Genomic DNA, 19797 nt, shown 5'->3' with positions numbered 1-19797 from the left:
GCCCCGTGCCAGTGGCCAAGGCCGCGCAGGAACGTTTCGTGCGCCCGGGCGTCTGTGCGACCGGTCAGCGCGGCTCAAAGTAATTGAGCGGCACTTTCAGGTAAGAGCGACCATTCTCTTCCGGCTCCGGCAGGCGGCCCCCGCGGATATTCACCTGAAGCGCGGCGAGCATCAGCTTGGGCAGCGGCAGCGTCGCATCGCGGGCATCGCGCACCGCCCGGTATTCGGCCTCTGACGGGGCGTCTTTCAGGTGGATGTTGCTGGCCTTGTGTTCGGCCACCGTCGCTTCGCAGCGCGCGTCGCGGCCCTTGGGCGCGTAATCATGGCCGACGAATACGCGGGTGTCGTCTGGCAGGGCCAGAATGCGCTGGATGCTGTCATACAACTCCTTCGACGAACCGCCGGGGAAATCGGCGCGCGATGTGCCGCTGTCTGGCATCATCAACGTGTCATGCACAAAGGCGGCGTCCCCCGCGACATAGGTGATCGACGCCAGGGTATGCCCGGGCGAGAAGATCACCCGCACGTCAACGGTGCCCACGCGAAATGTGTCGCCATCGGCAAAGAGCCGGTCCCATTGGCGTCCATCCGTCGGCAGAACGCCCGGCAGGTTGTAAATCCCGCTCCAGAGCTTCTGGACGCCGGTAACTTTCTCACCGATCGCGGTCGGTGCGCCGGTCTGCTCCTTGAGCCACTGCGCGGCGGAGAAATGGTCCGCATGGGGGTGCGTATCCAGAATCCATTCCAGTTCGATCCCGGCATCGGCCACGTAATCCAGCAATGTCTGCGCGTTCTTCGTGCCGGTCGCGCCCGAAAGCGGATCGTATTCCATCACCGGATCGACAATGGCACCTTTCATGGTCTGGGGATCATGGAAAACGTATTGCCAGCTTCCGGTGGGTTCATCCCAAAAGGATTTGACGATGGGGTTGGTCATGTTTCTGCTCCTGTCTTTCAAAGGTTGCGCCGCTTATCGGGTGCTGGCGCGCATCATCCAAATTTCCTTTTCGTGCCACGCAAGGCGGTCTGTCAGCAGACCTGCGCTGACATCATCGCCCGCGTCGGTCACCGTGGAAATCGCCTCGCGCAGCGTTGTGGCAATGGCCTCGTGTTCGGCGATGGCTTTGGTGACCATTTCGGCTGCGGAGTGTGCCGGATCGGCCTCGGGCGCGGCATGTGACATAAGGTCAGCAACCGACGCAGGGGCATAGGCGCCTTGCACGCGAATCCGTTCCGCAATCTCATCGAGTGCGCCCCAAAGGTTCTGGTACTGCGCCTCGAACATCTTGTGCAGCTGGCGGAACTGCGGGCCTTCGACGTTCCAGTGATAGCCGTGGCTTTGCACATAAAGGCGGAACGTCTGACCCAAGACAGTGGTCAGCGTGGTGACGACGGGTTGATTGGTCATGGGAGGTTTCCTTTTCGGTTTGGGGGGCAGGGCGGCCCCACCGGGGGGCGGGACCGCAGCATGTCAGAGCTGCCGGGTGGAGAAATACCAATCCACGGTCTCATAGCCTTCGCCTTTGCGGGCTTCGGCCTCTTCCGGTGTCTTCGGTGTGGGCACGATGACCGGATCGCCGGGTTTCCAGTTTTCCGGCATGGAGCAGGCGTTTTCATCCGCAGTCTGAAGCGCGATCAGCAGGCGGTAAATCTCGTCCACGGAGCGGCCCGCATTCATCGGGTAGTAGACCATAGCGCGCAGCACACCTTCGGGATCGATGATGAAAGTCGCGCGCACCGCAGCCGTGTCAGAGGCACCCGGCTGGATCATGCCATAGGCCTGGGCCACGGCCATGTTCAGGTCCGCGATGATGGGAAATCCGATCTGCGTGCCGAATTTTTCCTTGATGTTCAGCACCCAGGCGATGTGGCTGTAATGGCTGTCGATCGACAGGCCCAGCAGCGCGGTATTGGCGGCAGCGAAATCGTCCTGACGTTTGGCAAAGCCAATGAATTCGGTGGTGCAAACGGGCGTGAAATCTGCCGGGTGCGAGAACAGCACAAGCCACTGTCCCTTGTAGTCGTCCAGTGTTTTCTGCCCATGCGTGGTCGGTGCGTCAAAGGCCGGTGCGGGCTCATTCAGACGCGGTCCGGTGGGCCGGGTGATCGGGGTTTGGTCTGTCATTTGTCTGGTCTCCTGCGAACAGCGTTGTCTTGCGCGATGACCCTTATTTGGGGGATTGCGATATATAAGTGAAATTGAATATAACTCTGTCTGTTATAGGGAGTCTCTATATGTTCACGCTTCGGCAGCTTCGCTTTCTGGTCGCGGTCGCGGACCATTTGAATTTTTCGCGCGCGGCAGAGCTGTGCTTTGTCACGCAGCCAACGCTGTCGGCGGCGATCAAGGAGCTGGAGGCCAGTCTGGGCGTGACCGTGTTCGAGCGGACCAAGCGCAGTGTGTTGCTGACCCCGGTCGGCGAAGAAATCGCAGCGCGCGCGCGGCGGCTTTTGGTGGATGCTGAAGACATCTCGGAACTGGCAAAGGCGCATCGCAACCCGTTCGAGGGGGAATTGCGGCTTGGGGCCATCCCGACGATCGGTCCCTATCTGATCCCTCACACATTGCCCGCGATCCGCGCCGCGTTGCCGCAAATCAAGCTGTTCCTGCGCGAAGAGATGACAGAAAGCCTGATCGCCGGGTTGAATGACGGACGGCTGGATCTGATCCTGATCGCGTTGCCGTTCGAGACCAAGGGCCTGCATATCGCGCCGCTGTTCGAGGATGGGTATCAGCTGGCCTCACCGCCTGACTGGCCCGCTCCGCGCGGGGTGGGGGCGCAGGCGCTGGCGCAGGAAGAAGCCAAGGGGCAACTCATGCTGTTGGAAAAAGGCCATTGCCTGCAACGCCACGCGCTGGCGGCCTATCCGGGCAAGCTGGATGACGAGTTGGAGGATTTCGCCGCAACCAGCCTGCCGACCCTGATCGCCATGGTCTCTGAAGGGTTGGGGATTACGCTGTTGCCGGATTTGGCGGTAAAGGCCGGGGTCGCGGGGCAGGGCGCGGTGCGGTTGACGCCCTTGCCCGATGCCTGCCCACGGCAAGTGGTGCTGGCATGGCGGCCCGGCTCTGCGCGCAGTCAGGTGTTCGAGAAACTCGCCGATCTGCTGCGCCCACAGTAACGCCCACGCGGTGACGGGTAGGCATACGGGACTGTACTGATTAGCTGCCTGAAAGCACCCACGCGGCGGCCTTTTCCGCGATCATGATCGTTGGTGAATTCGTGTTGCCGCTGGTGATCTGCGGCATGACAGAGGCATCGACCACGCGCAGTCCGGCAACGCCCTTCACCCTCAGATGCGGGTCCAACACCGCAGTGGGATCATCCGTGCGCCCCATTTTCACGGTGCCGACCGGGTGAAAGATCGTGCTGGCGATATCACCTGCCAGCCGCGCGAGATCGGCATCGCTTTGATACTGAACGCCGGGTTTGAACTCTTCGGGCGCATAGGCCTGCATCGCCGGTTGGGCCATGATCTGGCGCACCTGCCGCAAGCTGTCTGCGGCGACCTTCCGGTCTTCCTCTGTGTCGAGGTAGTTGGGCGCGATCTCTGGCGGCGTGCGGAAATCGGGGCCGGCAAGCCGGATATGCCCCCGGCTGGTCGGGTTGAGGTTGCACACGCTGACGGTCATGGCCGGAAAGTCATGCAGGTCTTCGCCAAAGGCCTCAAGGCTGAGCGGCTGCACATGGTATTCCAGATTGGCATGAGGGAGGGCGGGGTCGGACCGGGTGAAGGCGCCAAGCTGGCTGGGCGACATGCTCATCGGGCCGCTGCGTTTGAGCGCGTATTCCAACCCGATCCGCGCCTTGCCGACCAGCGAGTTGGCAAGTGTGTTGAGCGTGCGCGTGCCCTTGACCTTGTAGACCGCGCGGATTTGCAGATGGTCTTGCAGGTTCTCGCCCACATAGGGGGCGTCCAGTACCACATCGATGCCGTGTTGCGTCAGCAGCCCCGCCGGGCCGATCCCGGACAGGTGCAGGATGTGGGGGGAGTTCACGGCCCCCGCCGACAGGATCACCTCGCGCGCCGCGCGCAGATCGACCCGTTGGCCTTGGCGGTGAACGATGGCCCCGTCGCAATGTGGCCGACCATCCGCGCCGCTATGAAAGCGCAGTTTTTCCACATGCGCTTCGGTCCAGATGGTCAGGTTGGGCCGTGACCGGGCAGGGCGCAGAAAGGCTTTGGACGTGTTCCACCGCCAGCCCGACCGCTGGTTCACATCGAAATAGCCGACGCCCGCATTGTCGCCGGTGTTGAAATCCTCGGTCCGTTCGATACCCGTTTCGACCGCCGCCTCGGCAAAACTGTCGAGAATGTCCCAGCGCAGGCGTTGCTTTTCGATTCGCCACTCGCCGCCATGGCCATGCAGATCGGAAAAGCGGCTGTTGTCGCCGGTGGCGGGATCGGCCCCGTTATCCAGCTTGTAGTGATCTTCATGCGCTTTGAAATCGGTCAGGCAGTTGTCCCAGTTCCATGCGGGCTCGCCGGTTGCCTCTGCCCATGCGTCATAATCGCGGGCCTGTCCGCGCATGTAGATCATGCCGTTGATCGATGAACAGCCGCCCAGCGTCTTGCCACGCGGATAAAGCAAGCTGCGCCCGTTCAGGCCTTTGGCGGGCTGGGTTTTGAACATCCAATCCGCGCGCGGGTTACCGATGCAATAGAGATAGCCAACGGGGATGTGTATCCACGGATAGGTGTCGGCTTTCCCGGCCTCCAGCAACAGGACGCGGTTGTTGGGATCGGCGCTAAGCCGGTTGGCCATGAGGCACCCGGCAGAGCCCGCGCCGACCACGATGAAATCGAACTCATGCGCGGCGTCAGGCATTGGCGGCGTCAGCTATCTGGTATGTTGGCATGTGATCTGGCTCTCCCCCGACGATCACCCTACAGGCGGGGCGGGCGGAAGCTCAAGAGCGGGCCGCCCTCCCACGTGGGCACGCGGAAGGGCGAGGATCGTCACCTTCGGGCATGGCCGGATCAGGTCAGGATCACATCGGACGCATCGAAATCGGCTTTCAGGAAATCTTCGATAAAGAGCACATCGCCGCTACCGAAATCGATCCGCAGCCCACCGGTCCGGTCAGAAGCCAGCGCCAGCACATCGGCTGCGAAATCGGTGAAGCCGAAGGCGCTCAGGTCCAATGCGTCGATGCCGTCCTCCCAGTCCTTGATCCGGTCGAACCCGCCGCTGCCATCGCTGCTGGAGGCATAGATGAAGGTATCGCTTGCGCCGTCGAACACGCCAGAGCCCATGCCGCCGGTCAGGCTGTCATTGCCCGCGCCGCCGTGCAGGCTGTCTGCGCCATTCTCACCGAAGAGGAAGTCATTATCCGCGCCGCCATCCAGCGTATCGTTGCCGCCACCGCCGCGCAGATCGTCGCTGCCCGCCTCGCCAGAGATATCGTCCGCGCCCAGATTGCCGCGCACTTCGTCATCGCCATCGCCGCCAAGAACGGTATCGGCATCTCGCCCGCCGTAAAGGAAGTCGCGATCCGCGCCACCATCCAGCACATCGGCCCCGGCCAGCGCGAACATGATGTCCGACCCGTCGCCGCCCTGCATCATGTCGTCGCCCGCACCGCCACGGATCACATCATCGCCCGCGCCGCCGTCAAAGCTGTCATTGCCGCCATTGCCCTTGATGATATCCGCGCCGTCGCCGCCGACGAGGTGGTTGTCGCCGCTGTCGCCGATCAGCCGGTCGTCATGGGCCGAACCGGTCAGATTCTCGATCTCGGTGAGGGTGTCATACCCGTCTGCGCCGCGGCTCTTGCCAGCATTGAGATAGACTTCAACCCCGGCGGAGGCTGTCTCGTAGGATGCCGTATCGACACCATCACCGCCGTTGAGCTTATCGTTGCCCAAGCCGCCGATCAGGATGTCATCGCCGCCGAATGCGTTGATCGTTTCGTTGGCGGCAGTGCCTTCCAGACGGTTGGCATCATCGGTGCCGGACAGGGTCGGCGATTGCGAAAGCGTGTCGAAGACCGTGACCACGATCGGGGCGATAGGCGTGCCGTCGAAGGCCCCCGCGCCGGACACATCCACCGAGGCCAGAACCACCTCTGTCAGTTCGACAAGGTTGTCGAGCGGGGCGGATACCAGGACCGTCTGGGTCAGCGCCGCACCGGGCGAGAAGACCAGCACATGTTCGGCCCCCGGACCGGAGCCAAGGTCGATATCCGCCGTGCCCGGTGTCAGCACGACTTTGACCTCTTGCGTCAGGCCCGCGATCCCGGTCAGGGAAACCTCTGTCTCGACCTTGTCGCCGCCTTCAGCCACGCGCAGCACGCGCTTGGAGATTTCCACGGCAGGGAAGGGCGGTTCTTCCTTGGGGTTGACCGGCAGGTCGATCACGCCGCGATCGTCGCCGTCCTCCAGCGCGATGGACCCGCCCTGGATGAGAACCGCACTGTCCATCAGCCCGTCGCGGATATCTTCGATTTCGATCACCAACTCGTTGGTGCCGTATTGCGTGGCCCCGATGAAGGTGAGCGGCGCGGTATAGGCGTCCGCACGGGTGTGATCCTTGGCCGGGCCGTCCGCGACGGGGTTGAGGATCAGATCAGGATGCGGCGCGGCAAAGGGTGCGGGCAGAAGCTGGCTGACCGTCAGCGCAGAGCCGTCGGAAAGCTCCGCCAATTGCACACCGTTGAGGAAGATCCGCAGCGCATCGTTGAATTCGCTTCCGGCAAACTCGCGCAGCTCTTCCGTCAGGAACGAGAAGTCGAATTTCAGCATCTTGCCCGCGTCCTCGAACAAGTTGAACTCGTAAGTAAGGCGCGTCAGATCGCCCTCGGACCCGGCGGCGCCGAAATCGGTCGACAGGTCTGCCGGGGCGGCAAGGCGTGTGTCGGACGCCGCGATAGAGGCTTCGAGTTCCTCATTGGCCGCGCCTTCCGCGACATACAGATAGAGCGGGCCATCCGTGCTGACACTTTGCGTCAGATCGAACCCGACCGTGCCGCCATCACCAAGCGTGAAAGAGCCGCCCGGTCCCGCGCCAAAGTCGAACGCATCAAGGCGGGCATAGGTCAGATCGATCAGCCCGTTCTGCGTGCCATTCAGATCGGCCACCGCCGGTCCGCTGCTGGCGCGGATGTCGCCCGGTGTGTACTGGCTGTAGGCCGAAGCATAATTGAACACGTCCAGCGTCTCGAACTGGGCGGAGTCATTGAAATCGAAGCCGTTGTCGATGTCGTCCTGCGTCACAAGCTGGCGGCTAAGCACCAGCGCATCCAGATCAAGACCGGAGAACGCCTGAACTCCGCCGCCAATCGCATCGCCATCATCGGCAATCGTAAGAGAGTTCAGTTCGGTCCCGAGGAAGCTCAGATCGGCGCGGAAAATGCCGGAGCCTCCGAATTCGCCGATGTTGTCGAATGTCAGTTCCGGCGCATAGGGGCCATAGATGCCGCCGTCTTCCTCGTTCGGCTCGTCGATGTCTTCGACGATGCCGGTGGACAATACGATACCGTATCCAAGGTCGAAGGGATCGCCCTGGAAGACGCCAAAGGCGCGGGCGTCCCCTTCCAGTGTGAGCGTACCCGATTGCAGCAGGTCATTGCTGACGCCTTCAAAGAGGTAATTCGCCAGTATGTTCGTGTTGTTGGTCTGGGCAATCCACGGTTTGCCTGTGGCGGCCGTTGTGTCGGCGGAAACCTGTGGCAAGTCGATTTGCGGCGCGCCCAGATCAGACAGGTCCAGCAGCGATCCCGGATCGAGCAAACTCGGATCGGCAGAGATTTCGCCCAGCCCCTCTGCCGGCGAGAGTGCTTCGGTCATCAAGGCGGATGTGACCATGCTGGACAAGGGAAGGGTCGCGGGGCCTGTTTGCACTTGGCCCAGAACCGGCGTCACCGTGCCAAGACCAAGTCCCGGCAGCGTGGGTATGGTGGGCAGGGTCGGCAGCGTCGGTGTGAAGCTGTCGGAGAAGGAGAAATCGATCGGCGTGTTCACGGGGTTTGTCAGGAACGGTGTGAACGGCAGATCGGGGAGAACCGGGATCAGCGGGAAGTCGGGCACGAAGAACCCGGTGCGGAAGATCGCCGTACCGGAATTGAGCGCGAGACTGCTTACCCCTTCGAGATGGGCGATGATGTTGCGGTCGGGCTGGTCGAGAAGGATATTCACCCCGTCCGCCACGGTTTCGACAACGTAATCGCCCGAGGAGCCGGCCAGAACCAGACGGTCACCTTCTGTAGCGTCGAAATCGGTGATGATCGCGCGGCTGTCAGTCGCGTCCTCGTTCGCGTTGGTGCGGCCCAGATAGAAGCTGAGCGGGGTGTTATCCTCGTCCAGCGCGCCCAGCACGAAGCGGTCGGCGCCATTGCCGCCGGTCAGCGTGTCGATCTCGAACGTGTCGCCGGGCGCGCCCACGCCGAAATTCTCGGTCATGTCATCCGCGCCGGTGCCATACAGCATGTCGTCGCCATTGCCGCCGATCAGCGTATCCGACCCGGTCAGACCCAGAAGCGTGTCATCGCCCGCGCCGCCAACCAGTCGGTCATTGCCCCGGTCGGTCGCAATCGCAAACGGTGCGGAGGTAACGCCATTCACCGTGATTGCAAATTCCAGCCCGTGCCACGTCCCGGCAAGCTGATCGTCGCCAGAGCCGCCGGTGATATCCACGGCTTCGATACCGAAGAAATCGGTGCGGTCATTGCCATCCGCGGTCTCGTAGAAGCCGCCTTGGGTGTAGAACGGATAGCTGACCGCGGTGGTGTCATTGGCTTGCAGATAGGCTTGCCCGGACAGGTAACGGCTGACCTGCGAAGAAATATCGCTGCTGACCGTGCTCCAATCGAGCCGCAGAACATCGGCAGTCACGAAATCCAGCAGTTGTTCGGCCTCGGTCACGAGGTAGATCGGCCGGTCCCCGACATCGTAGGAGGGGGCGGTGGTCACGATCTCTGAGCCGCCATTCACATAGTCGATGCCGCGCCCCGGGTCGATCAGGTCCGCATTGCCGCCGCCATAAAGTTCGTTGTCGCTGATCCCGGTCTGTTCGATCAGGTCCGCGCCCTCGCCGGTGCGGATCAGGTCGAGGTTCTCGAAATTCACAACCGATGCACCGGTGGACAGGATCAGGTTGATTGCCGTGTCGCCGCCCGCGCGGACCTGCATATCCTCGGTCACGTCCCGAAGAAGCAGGGAGATCCCATCGGTGTCGCGCCCACCATCCAGCAGGAAAAGCGGCGTATCGTCGTCGCTTTCATAGCGGACGGTGTCATTGCCCTCTTGGGCCAGCACGGTATCGGTGCCGGAACCGGAATCCACCGTATCGTCGCCGCCACCCAGATAAAGCCGGTCATCGCCGTCGCCTGTCTCGATATCATCGTCGCGCATCGTGCCGGTGATTTCGAAGTTTTCGATCCGGGCAAAGGCCACGCCGTCCAGCAGGGTGCTGCCGTCAAAGGCAAAACGTTCGAACCGGCCCAGAGTGAGGCCGCCCACGACGCCAAGCCCCCAGTCATTGCGGGAGTAATCAAGTTGCAGCGTGTCCTCGTCATCGGTGCCAAGCCCATCGACCGCATCCAGCGATCCGCCCGACAGCATCGGTGCAAGGATGTTGTCGCCGTCATCGCCGCCAAGGAAGTCGGTCCCGTCGGAGCCGCGCAGGTTCTCCACTTCTGTCAACGTGTCGCCATCTGCCGTCGATCCCGTGCCGGGGCCGCCGGTCAGGAACACGGCAACGCCGTCGCCATCGGTGTAGTCGGCCCAGTCTGTGCCCGCGCCGCCGGTGATCGCATCCGCGCCAAGGCCACCGATCAGAATGTCATTGCCCGCGCCCCCATCGATCGTGTCACTGCCAGACAATCCGCGAATGGTGTTGCCCTGCGCATCGCCAGTCAGCGTGTCGTCGAAATGGCTGCCATCAAGGTCTTCGAAGGAAGAATAGATGCTGTCCTCGAACCCACCATTGCCGTCATCCACTTGCCGGAAGCCGATGGTATCGGTGCCGCTGCGCTGACCGGTGCCTGCCTCCAGATCGACGGTCACGGCGCCGCCCGCGCGTTCATAGCTGAGCAGATCGTGCCCTTCGCCGCCATCCAGCAGGACCGCGCCCGCGCCACGGCCATAGACGATGTCATCGCCCTGGCCGCCGGAGACCTCATCCGCGCCAAGGCGGCCATCAAGAATGTCTTCGCCGATCCAGCCGGCCAGCGCGTTGTCGCCATTATCGCCCAGGAGCACATCGTAGAAGGCCGATCCCATGACGGATTCGATGCTGGACAGGATATCGCCTTCGGCATCACCGCCGCTCGCCGTTCCGGCGGCAAGGTCGACGATCACCGCATCATTTGAGGTGACGTAGCTGGTCCCATCCGTGCCCGCGCCGCCCAGCAGCATATCGGCCCCCGCATCGCCCAGCAGGAAGTCGTCATCATTGCCGCCGATCAGAACGTCGTCGCCGGCATTGCCCTGCAAGGTGTTGCTTTCGATGGGGTTTCCGGTCAACACGTCGTCATGCGCGGATCCGACGATATATTCGATAGAGGTCAGCACATCGCCTTCCGCCTCACCGCCGCTACCGATCACGGCGGACCCGTTCCAGAGAAGGGTGACACCCACAGCGCTGCTTTCATAGCTGACGCGGTCGCGGCCATCGCCGCCGCTCAGCGTATCGGCACCAAGCCCCCCTTCGAGGTAATCATCGCCATCGCCGCCGGTCAGGATATCATTGCCCGCGCGTCCAAACAGGCGGTCATTGCCTGCGCCGCCGTCCAATTCGTCATTCAGCGCCGCGCCTTCCAGAATATCCAGCCCGTCGCCGCCCGACACATCCACCGTCACGTTAAGGTCGGCGGAAATCACAATCGCGTCGTCACCATCACCGAAATCGGCAGTAATCTCGGTCGGGGCGGCTTCGCCGTCGTCTACGCCGAAATTCTGGAATGTTCCGGCATATTCAACCCGCAGCGCGCCGGGCACATCCAGACCGTCCTCATCGACGCCCTGACTGACGCGGTAGGTTTCGTTGATCTGCGTATCTGCGATGCCCTCGATGATGCGATTGCCGATCTCTGGCCCCACATGGAACAGGATGGTCGAGGTGCTGGCATAACGGCCCAGCCCATCGATTTCCTCGGTTGCGGGCGGGCAGCCAAATTCGAAATTGGCCAGCGTGATGTCGGCAATGGTGATGTCATAGTCGAAGCTGAAAATGCCAAAGCCGATCTTGATGGAGGCAATGACCTCTGCGCCGATGCGGCCAAGGATCGGGTCCAGAAAGCAGCCGGAGCCGAAATCGCTCAGCCGTAGTACCCCGTTGGGAATTTCGCCCATCTCGGTATCGACCTCGCCGCCGGGCAGGAAGGCCGCGACAAAGCCGGTGATGCCGCCCGCCACGCCAACGCGCACAACGACAGCATCCACGGCAACCCCGGCAAAGACGCCGGAGGTCGCATAGGCGATGGGACGATATTCGAACTGCAAGTCGTCCGGCTGGCGTTCGATTTGCTCACCCGGCGCCATTTCCTGCGTCGTCAGGAACAGCCCGTCGGCGAATGTGCCATCCTCGACCGTCAGCGCGTAGGTGTCATAGCCGACAATGAAATCGACCGTCGCCTCGGTAAAGCCATCCAGCGTCAAGCCGAAGGGGCCAAAGACGGGGAAGAAGAACTCGCCGAACCGGGCCTCGCCCGAGATCGCGGGAATATCGTATTGGATGATCGGCACGGGGGTGCCACCGGTCAGCTCCGGCAGCAGCACGTTCAGGATCATCTCTGGGTTTTCAAACAGCGGGAAGCTTAGCCCGCTTTCGTCACTGGGCGAGGACACGCCAAGGCTGCCCGAGGTCAAATCCGACAAGCCGGGGACAGAATCCAGAACGGTCTGGAACAGGTTCGCGTCGATGGCCAGTTGATTGAGGAATTCCAGTGGCGTCTGCCCGCCGATATCGGCAATGGTGAAGCTGGCCGCCGGGATCGGATCGACATCCGCGTCAAAGCCGGGGATGCTGAACTCGCCCAGCGGGATGATACCGTCATTTTCCGCAAAATCGTTGAGCTGCTTGAGGATCGCGAGCGCCTCGGCGAAGTTCGACAGGATTTGCACGCCCTGGGTATTGCCCTTGCCTTGCAGATAAAGCCCGATCCCGTCGAGCAGGTTGAAAATGCTGTCGCCACTTGTGGGGATGGTATCAAACAGATCAATCGCATTTACCGCGTTCAAACCATCGCTGATGATCGGCAAGGGTTCGGTCATGATGTTCACGATCTTGCCGATGATGCCTTCGAACAGGATATCGGCAATCGGGTCCAGCATTTCGGCAATGGCTTCGACCAGTTCCCCGACCGAGATACCCACATCGCCAAAGGTGATTTCAGGGGCCCGCGCCGGATCGAGAGGATCCCAATCGATCCCGATCGTGGCGGTGATGCCGGGCAGCAGGCCATTGGCGACCACGGTCGCCAGGTCGAATTCCAGCCGGGAGGTGCCGCCATAGGTCACCGTGATGTCATTCGGATCGAGGCTGGCAAAGTTGAACCCGGCAGAGATCGCAAGTTCCGGGGCCGCCATGGCATCGGTCAGTTCCACGGCGATGACGCCGCCCGCAATCGTCGCATCGGCCGACACATCCGCTGAAATCGCGGTGGACAAGGATACCTCGTCCTGCGGCGTATCGATAAGGGTCAGCGTATCCGTGCTGGTGTCGTAAGAGAAGTTCACATCGACGGCGACGGCGATAGAGCCGGAGAAATCCGCCTGCGCTTCAAGGCTGAAGGCCGCGCCGCCCAGCCCGATATCGCCATCCAGAATATCGACGACAGCGTCGGTGCCTGCGGTCAACGCCACGGTGACTTCGCTGCCGGTGGCAGACGCGGTGATCCCGTCCAGATCGTCCAATGCCTCTGCCAGTGCGGCGGCGCGCGCCTCGTCATCCACAAGGGATTCCGCAGCAGCCAGCGCGTCGTCGATCAGTGTATCGAGATCATCAAGATCAAGGCTGTCGATCAGGCCGGTCAGATCATCCGCGATCATTGGCAGGCTCGAAAGGGCCTCTGTAATGCCGTTGTCTTCAAGGGCGCTCAGTACCGGACGCAGTTGGTTGATCAGGGACATGATGACCCCTCCCTTTTGAAAAATGGATAGCAAAATGAAACGCACGAAATACCCGGCGAGTATTACCTATGCGGGAAATCGGGCAAGTATGCTTTTCCTTACCTTGTGCGGAAACACGCTCATGGCAGGGGCGGGCGCGTAAAATGCACCCGGTATCAGGTCTGTAAAATTAGGGGGAAGGCGGCGATGCCGGGGCAGGGCCCGGCACCAGGAAGGGCGGATCAGCCGTTCAGATACGCGGTCAGCGCGGCTTCGGTGCCGTCGGACCAGATCAGGTTCAGCCAATGGGAAAAGGCCGCGACGAAGGTCGCGTTTTCCGCCAGGTCGCCATAAAGATCGCGTTGGGCAAGCCATGCGGCAGGGTCGGTTTTGGCGGCTTTCGCAGCGCTGTTCAGGCTGTCCCAGATCGGATCGTTCGGCGCAATGATCGTGCCATCCTCGCGGGTGCCTTCACACATGCGCGCCCAAAGCGCTTCGGCCAGGGCCAGACCGTCAATCGGGGTGCCGGCGTTCAGCGCGTCGCGCAGGGTCGGCAGCAAAAAGCCGGTATGCCGGGACGACCCGTCAAAGGCCACGCGGCGCACGGTATCGACGATCTCCGGGTTGGAGAAACGGCGGTCGATCAGATCGACGTAATCCGCAGGGGCCATGCCGGGCACGGGGTTCACATGGGGCGTGATCTCCTCAGTGGCGAGCTTGCGGAAGAACGGCCCGATCAGCGGGTTCGCCATGCAGCCAGAGATGAACTCGACGCCCAGAATTTCGCCCGGATTGGAGATCACCTGATGCCCGCCATTCAGGATGCGGATCTTCATCGATTCATAGGCGTGGACATTGTCCGAGAAAGTCGCGCCGACCTTGTCCCAGTCCGGGCGGCCCGCGCAGAATTCGTCCTCGATCACCCATTGGCGGAAGTTTTCGTGAGTGACGGGCGCGGCGTCGTCGATCCCCATCATACGCACGATGTCGAGTTCTTTCGGCCCGGTCGCCGGGACAATGCAATCGACCATCGAGTTGGGGAAGGTGCAGTTGGCGTCGATCCAATCGGCGAGGGCCGGGTCGCTCATCCGGGCCAGAGACACGACGGTCTGCCGCAGGATCGCGCCATTGCCTTGCAGGTTGTCACAGCTCAGCCCGGTGAAGGGGCCGGTTCCGGCATCGCGGCGCTGCTTGAGTGCGGCAATCATCGCGCCGAACGCGGTGTGGGGGCTGTCCGGGTTGGCGGCGTCGTGCTGGATATCGGGATGGTCCGCGTCAAAGCCATTGGTCACCGGGTCGATATAGTACCCGCCTTCGGTGACGGTCAGCGCCACGATGCGGATGGCAGGGTCGGCCATCTGCGCGATGAGGGGGGCGTTGCCTTCCTGCACCGGCACGAAATCGATCATGGAGCCGATAACTTCGGCAGAGCGGCCCGCCGGATCCAGTTCGATCAGCGTTGTCAGGTAGTCCTGCGCCGCCAGCCGGTTACGCTGCGCCTCGTCGCCCGCGCGCACACCTGCGCCCACAATCGCCCAATCATGGGCCAGCCCGTCCTGCATCAACCGGTGCAGATACCAGGCCTGATGGCCACGGTGAAAGTTGCCAAGCCCGATATGCACGATGCCCGGCGTAAGCACCGACCTGTCATAGGTCGGCCCGGAAATCCCTTGGGGCAGTTGGTCCAGCGTCGCGTTACCGAGTTTCATCGGGGCGTCTCCCTGCGCGCGATCCATGATCAGCTCATCCATTGGCCGCCATCCACATTGTAGGTCTGGGCGACGATGTAATCGGCCTCGTCCGAGGCGAGGAACACGGCCATGCCGGTCAAATCCTCAGCCCGGCCCATGCGGCCATAAGGCACGGCTGCGCCGACCTCTTTCTTCTTCTGTCCGGGGGCTTTGCCCTCGTATTTCGCAAAGAACGCGTCCACGCCGTCCCAATGTTCGCCGTCGACGACACCCGGCGCGATGGCATTCACGTTGATGCCATGCGTGATCAGGTTCAGCCCCGCCGATTGGGTAAGCGAGATGACAGCCGCCTTGGTCGCGCAATAAACGGCGACAAGCGGTTCTCCGCGACGTCCGGCCTGACTGGCCATGTTGATGATCTTGCCCTTGATGCCACGGTCGATCATGTGCTGCGCCACCGCTTGCAGGGTGAACAGCGTCCCCTTCACGTTGACGTCGAAGGTGCGGTCGAAATCGGCTTCGGAGATCTCGACGATAGGGGCGGCGGTGAACAGCGCGGCGTTGTTGATCAGGATGTCGATCTGCGCAAAGCCGTGGCTTTCTGCCGACGCGATAGCGGCCTTGATGCTGGCCGTATCGGTTACATCCATCTGAACGGGCAGGCATTTGTCGGGGTCGATCTCGGCAGCCGTTTGGGCCGCGCGCGCGTGATCGATATCCGCAATGATCACCCGCGCGCCTTCGCGTACATAGGCGGCCGCAAAGGCCCGTCCGATGCCACGCGCGGCGCCGGTGATCAGTGCAGTTTTCCCCTCAAGCCGGGTCATTCAACGCGCAGTCCTTGCGCGTCGAACTTGTGCAGATGTTCCATTTGCGGGCTCAGGAAGACCGTGTCGCCATGATGCATGTCGACTTCGCCGCCGACGCGCACGGTGAGCGGATCACAGCCTTCGACCCCGTGGATATACAGGAACGTATCCGAGCCCAGGTGTTCTGCCACGCCAACGGTGCCCTGCCACAGACCTTCGGTCTTGGAGATGTCGATATGCTCCGGCCGAATCCCGATCGTGTGGACACCATGTTGCGCGGCTGCCGACCCTTCGATCAGGTTCATCTTGGGCGATCCGATGAAGCCCGCAACGAACTTGTTGCGCGGTGTGCGGTACAGCTCAAGCGGGGTGCCGACCTGTTCGATGACGCCTGCCTGCAGCACCACGATCTTGTCCGCCATGGTCATGGCTTCGACCTGGTCATGGGTCACGTAGATCATCGTTGTGTCGAGCTTCTTGTGCAGCTCGGAGATTTCCATCCGCATCCCCACGCGCAGCGCAGCGTCGAGGTTGGAGAGCGGCTCGTCAAAGAGGAAGGCGGCAGGCTCGCGCACAATGGCGCGGCCAATCGCGACCCGCTGGCGCTGACCGCCGGACAGTTGGCCGGGGCGACGATCCAGGTAATCGGTCAGGTTCAACGCGGCTGCGGCCGCATCGATGCGCCGGTTCTGTTCTGCTTGATCCACGCCCGCCATCTTCATGGGGAAGGCGATGTTCTTGCGCACGGACATGTGCGGATACAGCGCATAGGACTGGAACACCATCGCCAGACCGCGCTTGGCGGGGGGCACCGATGTGGCGTCCTGCCCGTCGATTTCGATGGTGCCGGAGGTCGTGTCCTCCAACCCGGCGATCAGGCGCAGCAGGGTGGACTTGCCGCAGCCCGACGGGCCGACGAAAACAACGAACTCACCTTCCTTGATGTCCAGATCGAGCGGCGGGATGACAACCACGTCGCCGAAGGCTTTTTTGACCTGCTTGAGCTGAATGCGTCCCATTTTTGAATTCCTTACTTCACGGCGCCGAAGGTCAGACCCCGGACGAGTTGTTTCTGGCTGAACCAGCCCATGATCAGGATCGGCGCGATGGCCATGATCGAAGCGGCGCTGAGCTTGGCGTAGAACAGGCCCTCTGGGGCGGAGAAGCTGGCGATGAATTTGGTCAGCGGCGCGGCGTCCACTGTCGTCAGCAGAATGGTCCAGAAGGCTTCGTTCCAGGCCAGAATGATGTTGAGCAGAATGGTCGAGGCGATCCCCGGCACGGCCATCGGTGTCAGGACATAAAGGATTTCATCCTTGAGCGAGGCCCCATCCATCCGTGCGGCTTCCAGGATCTCGCCCGGAATTTCGCGGAAATAGGTGTAGAGCATCCATACGATGATCGGCAGGTTGATCAGCATCAGGATGACGATCAACAGCAGGCGGCTGTCCATCAGGCCAAGCCATTTTGCCAGCAGCACCAGCGGATACAGAACGCCAACCGCCGGAAGCATCTTGGTGGACAGCATCCACAGCAGAACGTCCTTGGTCCGATCGCCCGGCACGAAGGCCATGGCCCATGCCGCGGGCACAGCGATGACGATACCCAGCAAGGTCGAACCCACGGCAATGGCGATGGAGTTGGACAGCGCCAGCGGGTAGTTCGACCGTTCCAGCACGGCCTGATAGTTTTCCGTGGTCCAGTCGAAGAAGAACCAGACCGGCGGATCGGAGATCGCGGTTGCCTCGGATTTGAAGCTGGTCAGGAAGGTCCACAGGATCGGGAAGAAGATCAGCAGTCCCAGCCCCCAGGCGAGGACAGTCCACATAAGCTTTTTGCGAGGTGTGATGGCGCGGGCCATAGTCCGATCCTCCCTTATTTGTCGAGGTTCTTGCCAACGATCCGCATCAGGAAGATGGCGATGATGTTGGCGAGAATGACTGCGATGATACCACCTGCGGAGCCAAGGCCGATATTCTGGCTCTCAAGGACGCGCTGGTAGACGAGGTAGGTAAGTGTGCGGGTGCCGAAGGCGCCGTTCGTGGTGACGAAAATCTCGGCAAAGATCGACAGCAGGAAGATGGTCTGGATCAGGATGACCACGGTGATGGCGCGGCTTAGATGCGGCAGGATGATGTACCAGAACCGCTTGAGCGCCGGGGCGCCGTCCATTTCGGCCGCTTCCAACTGCTCGCTGGACAGTGACTGAACGGCTGTCAGCAGGATCAGCGTGGCGAAGGGCAACCATTGCCAGGCCACGATCACGATGATCGAAAAGAGCGGCGATTGGCTTAGGAAATCATAAGGTTGTAGCCCGAGGAACTGGTAAAGATACGAGAACAGGCCGTTATCCACATTGAAGAACATGTTCTTCCAGACCAGCGCAGACACGGTGGGCATGACGAAGAAGGGCGCAATCACAAGGATACGCACGATGCCTTGCCCGAACATCGGCTGGTCCAGCAGCAGCGCAAAGAGGATGCCGCCGATAATGGTGATCGACAGAATGCCGGCGACCATCCAAAGCGTGGTTCCCACCGCCTTGAGGAAAGACGACGACGAGAGGAAAGATTCGTAGTTCTTGAAGCCGACCCAAGCTTCGAACACGCCGCGCAGGGGGCGGTAGTCGGCGAATGAGAAATACAGCGTCATGCAAAGTGGGATCAACATCCACACCAACAGGACGAAGACTGCGGGCGCGATCATCAGACGTGCGGCGGATCTCGATTGCTGGGTAGCCATGATTTACCTCCGGGCGGACGGTGGAAATACAGTCCTGTACTTTCGAAAACCCATGGCAGGGCTTTCGGAAGGGCAGGCACAGAAAAAAGGGGAAAATGGGAGAAATCGAAGGGCAGCCCGAAGACTGCCCTTCTAGGTACTCGTTAACTTAGTAACCTGCCGCTTCCATCTCTTCGGTGGTCAGCTCTTGCGCGTTGGCAAGGGCTTCTTCCGCGGTCTGCTGACCTGCCAGTGCAGCGGAGAACTGCTGGCCGACCTGTGTAGCAATACCGGAGAATTCAGGGATAGCGACGAACTGAACGCCAGTGTAGGGGACCGGATCAACGGTCGGGTTCTGCGGATCCGCAGCAAGGATGCTGTCCAGCGTCATTTGTGCGAACGGCGCAGCTTCGAGATACTTCTCGTTCTCGTAAAGCGAGGTGCGCGTGCCGGGAGGAACGTTCGCCCAACCTTCTTTGGATGCGACCAGCTCAGCATAACCTTGGCTTGTGGCCCAGCTGATGAAGGTTTTCGCTGCATCCTGGTTGTCCGAGGAGGCCGGGATTGCCAGCGACCAAGCCCAGAGCCAGTTGCCGCGCTTGCCAAGACCGTTATCGGGGGCCAGCGCGAAGCCGACTTTGTCCGCCACGGTGGAATCGTCGCCAGTCACGAAGGAGGCCGCAACCGTCGCGTCGATCCACATGCCGCACTTGCCTTGTTGGAACAGCGTCAGGTTTTCGTTGAACCCGTTATTCGCCGCGCCGTTCGGGCCGGACTCTTCCATCATGCCAAGGTAGAAGTCCAGCGTGTTCGCCCAGGCTTCGCTGTCGAACTGTGCATTCCAGTCTTCGTCGAACCACTTGGCGCCGAAGGAGTTGGACATCGCCGTCAGGAAGGCCATGTTCTCGCCCCAGCCAGCTTTACCGCGGGCGCAGATGCCGTTGATGCCTGCGTCGCGATCGGTCATCGCAGCCGCGGCTTCGCGGATGAATTCCCATGTCGGCGCTTTGGGCATTTCCATGCCAGCCGCTTCCATCAGGTCGGTGCGATACATGACCATGGAGGATTCGCCATAGAAGGGCGCGGCATACAACTTGTCGTCGATCGTCAGGCCACCGGCAATCGCGGGCAGCAGGTCATCGGCGTTCCAGTCGTCGGACATGCCTTCGTCCAGCGATACCAGCCAGCCATTCGCGCCCCAGATCGGTACTTCGTAGGTGCCGATGGTCAGAATGTCATATGCACCGCCGCCGGTGGAGATGTCGGTGGTCACGTTTTGACGCAGGACGTTCTCTTCCAGCGTGACCCACTCCACGGTGATGTCGGGGTGCTTTGCGTTGAAATCGTCCATCAGACCCTGCATGCGGATCATGTCGCCGTTGTTCACGGTTGCCACGGTGATGGTCGTTTCGGCGAGGGCGCCGGTCGCTGCCACGCCTACGAGTGCAGAGGCCGCAAGAAGTGCGCTCTTAAGTGTCATCCAGGTCTCCTCCCAAGGTTAACGGATGTGATACCTTGGGATA

12 protein-coding genes are annotated in these 19797 nt (G+C 61.6%); 1 reads left to right on the top strand and 11 read right to left on the bottom strand.

The genetic code is table 11. The annotated features are described in order from the left end of the window. Positions 1-64: 64 nt before the first annotated feature. The 3 genes from E4Z66_RS06130 to E4Z66_RS06120 form a co-directional block, all read right to left on the bottom strand. Positions 65-937 carry an MBL fold metallo-hydrolase gene (locus E4Z66_RS06130; RefSeq protein ID WP_136462042.1) on the bottom strand — a complete coding sequence of 291 codons (873 nt, stop codon included), beginning with the start codon at positions 935-937 and terminating at the stop codon, positions 65-67. A 33-nt stretch (positions 938-970) separates the two neighbouring features. Further along, positions 971-1408, bottom strand: coding sequence for a Dps family protein (locus E4Z66_RS06125; RefSeq protein ID WP_136462041.1), 438 nt, complete (start codon positions 1406-1408; stop codon positions 971-973). Positions 1409-1471: 63 nt separating this feature from the next. Then, positions 1472-2125: a peroxiredoxin gene (locus E4Z66_RS06120; RefSeq protein ID WP_136462040.1), complete on the bottom strand. Its 654-nt coding sequence runs from the start codon at positions 2123-2125 to the stop codon at positions 1472-1474. Positions 2126-2235: 110 nt separating this feature from the next. Here E4Z66_RS06120 and E4Z66_RS06115 point away from each other — a divergent pair, with 110 nt between their 5' ends. Then, positions 2236-3123 (top strand): hydrogen peroxide-inducible genes activator, encoded by an 888-nt coding sequence (locus tag E4Z66_RS06115; protein WP_136462039.1) that lies wholly within the window; start codon positions 2236-2238, stop codon positions 3121-3123. 40 nt (positions 3124-3163) lie between these two features. Here the strand turns inward: E4Z66_RS06115 and E4Z66_RS06110 are convergent, their stop codons facing one another. The 8 genes from E4Z66_RS06110 to E4Z66_RS06040 form a co-directional block, all read right to left on the bottom strand. Then, the gene (locus tag E4Z66_RS06110) at positions 3164-4831 is read right to left on the bottom strand and encodes a GMC family oxidoreductase (RefSeq protein WP_136462038.1); all 1668 of its coding nucleotides are present in this window, start codon (positions 4829-4831) and stop codon (positions 3164-3166) included. 152 nt (positions 4832-4983) lie between these two features. Next, positions 4984-13074: a choice-of-anchor L domain-containing protein gene (locus tag E4Z66_RS19925; RefSeq protein WP_281276203.1), complete on the bottom strand. Its 8091-nt coding sequence runs from the start codon at positions 13072-13074 to the stop codon at positions 4984-4986. Between the two features lie 221 nt (positions 13075-13295). Further along, a complete protein-coding gene (locus E4Z66_RS06065; RefSeq protein WP_246035892.1) occupies positions 13296-14804 on the bottom strand; it encodes a mannitol dehydrogenase family protein in 1509 nt (502 codons plus the stop codon). Then, the gene (locus E4Z66_RS06060; protein WP_136462037.1) at positions 14792-15571 is read right to left on the bottom strand and encodes an L-iditol 2-dehydrogenase; all 780 of its coding nucleotides are present in this window, start codon (positions 15569-15571) and stop codon (positions 14792-14794) included. Before E4Z66_RS06060 ends, E4Z66_RS06065 begins: the two co-directional genes overlap by 13 nt. Then, on the bottom strand, positions 15568-16572 hold the full coding sequence (locus E4Z66_RS06055) for an ABC transporter ATP-binding protein (protein ID WP_136462036.1): 1005 nt from the start codon (positions 16570-16572) through the stop codon (positions 15568-15570). Before E4Z66_RS06055 ends, E4Z66_RS06060 begins: the two co-directional genes overlap by 4 nt. A gap of 11 nt (positions 16573-16583) precedes the next feature. After that, complete coding sequence (locus E4Z66_RS06050) at positions 16584-17414, bottom strand: carbohydrate ABC transporter permease (RefSeq protein ID WP_136462035.1); 831 nt, start codon at positions 17412-17414, stop codon at positions 16584-16586. Between the two features lie 14 nt (positions 17415-17428). Further along, complete coding sequence (locus tag E4Z66_RS06045) at positions 17429-18295, bottom strand: carbohydrate ABC transporter permease (protein ID WP_136462034.1); 867 nt, start codon at positions 18293-18295, stop codon at positions 17429-17431. Positions 18296-18443: 148 nt separating this feature from the next. After that, positions 18444-19754 carry an ABC transporter substrate-binding protein gene (locus E4Z66_RS06040; RefSeq protein ID WP_136462033.1) on the bottom strand — a complete coding sequence of 437 codons (1311 nt, stop codon included), beginning with the start codon at positions 19752-19754 and terminating at the stop codon, positions 18444-18446. Positions 19755-19797: the final 43 nt, after the last annotated feature.

Source organism: Aliishimia ponticola (assembly GCF_004803475.1).
Lineage (GTDB): Bacteria > Pseudomonadota > Alphaproteobacteria > Rhodobacterales > Rhodobacteraceae > Aliishimia > Aliishimia ponticola.
This window is presented reverse-complemented; position numbering and strand designations above follow the sequence as displayed.

What these genes read in the sequence shown, in the direction of transcription:
- E4Z66_RS06110 (WP_136462038.1), bottom strand. Translation starts at nt 4,831, where the DNA reads ATGCCTGACGCCGCGCATGAGTTCGATTTCATCGTGGTCGGCGCGGGC.
- E4Z66_RS06045 (WP_136462034.1), bottom strand. Translation starts at nt 18,295, where the DNA reads ATGGCTACCCAGCAATCGAGATCCGCCGCACGTCTGATGATCGCGCCC.
- E4Z66_RS06040 (WP_136462033.1), bottom strand. Translation starts at nt 19,754, where the DNA reads ATGACACTTAAGAGCGCACTTCTTGCGGCCTCTGCACTCGTAGGCGTG.
- E4Z66_RS06120 (WP_136462040.1), bottom strand. Translation starts at nt 2,125, where the DNA reads ATGACAGACCAAACCCCGATCACCCGGCCCACCGGACCGCGTCTGAAT.
- E4Z66_RS06130 (WP_136462042.1), bottom strand. Translation starts at nt 937, where the DNA reads ATGACCAACCCCATCGTCAAATCCTTTTGGGATGAACCCACCGGAAGC.
- E4Z66_RS06065 (WP_246035892.1), bottom strand. Translation starts at nt 14,804, where the DNA reads ATGGATGAGCTGATCATGGATCGCGCGCAGGGAGACGCCCCGATGAAA.
- E4Z66_RS06050 (WP_136462035.1), bottom strand. Translation starts at nt 17,414, where the DNA reads ATGGCCCGCGCCATCACACCTCGCAAAAAGCTTATGTGGACTGTCCTC.
- E4Z66_RS06125 (WP_136462041.1), bottom strand. Translation starts at nt 1,408, where the DNA reads ATGACCAATCAACCCGTCGTCACCACGCTGACCACTGTCTTGGGTCAG.
- E4Z66_RS06055 (WP_136462036.1), bottom strand. Translation starts at nt 16,572, where the DNA reads ATGGGACGCATTCAGCTCAAGCAGGTCAAAAAAGCCTTCGGCGACGTG.
- E4Z66_RS06060 (WP_136462037.1), bottom strand. Translation starts at nt 15,571, where the DNA reads ATGACCCGGCTTGAGGGGAAAACTGCACTGATCACCGGCGCCGCGCGT.
- E4Z66_RS19925 (WP_281276203.1), bottom strand. Translation starts at nt 13,074, where the DNA reads ATGTCCCTGATCAACCAACTGCGTCCGGTACTGAGCGCCCTTGAAGAC.
- E4Z66_RS06115 (WP_136462039.1), top strand. Translation starts at nt 2,236, where the DNA reads ATGTTCACGCTTCGGCAGCTTCGCTTTCTGGTCGCGGTCGCGGACCAT.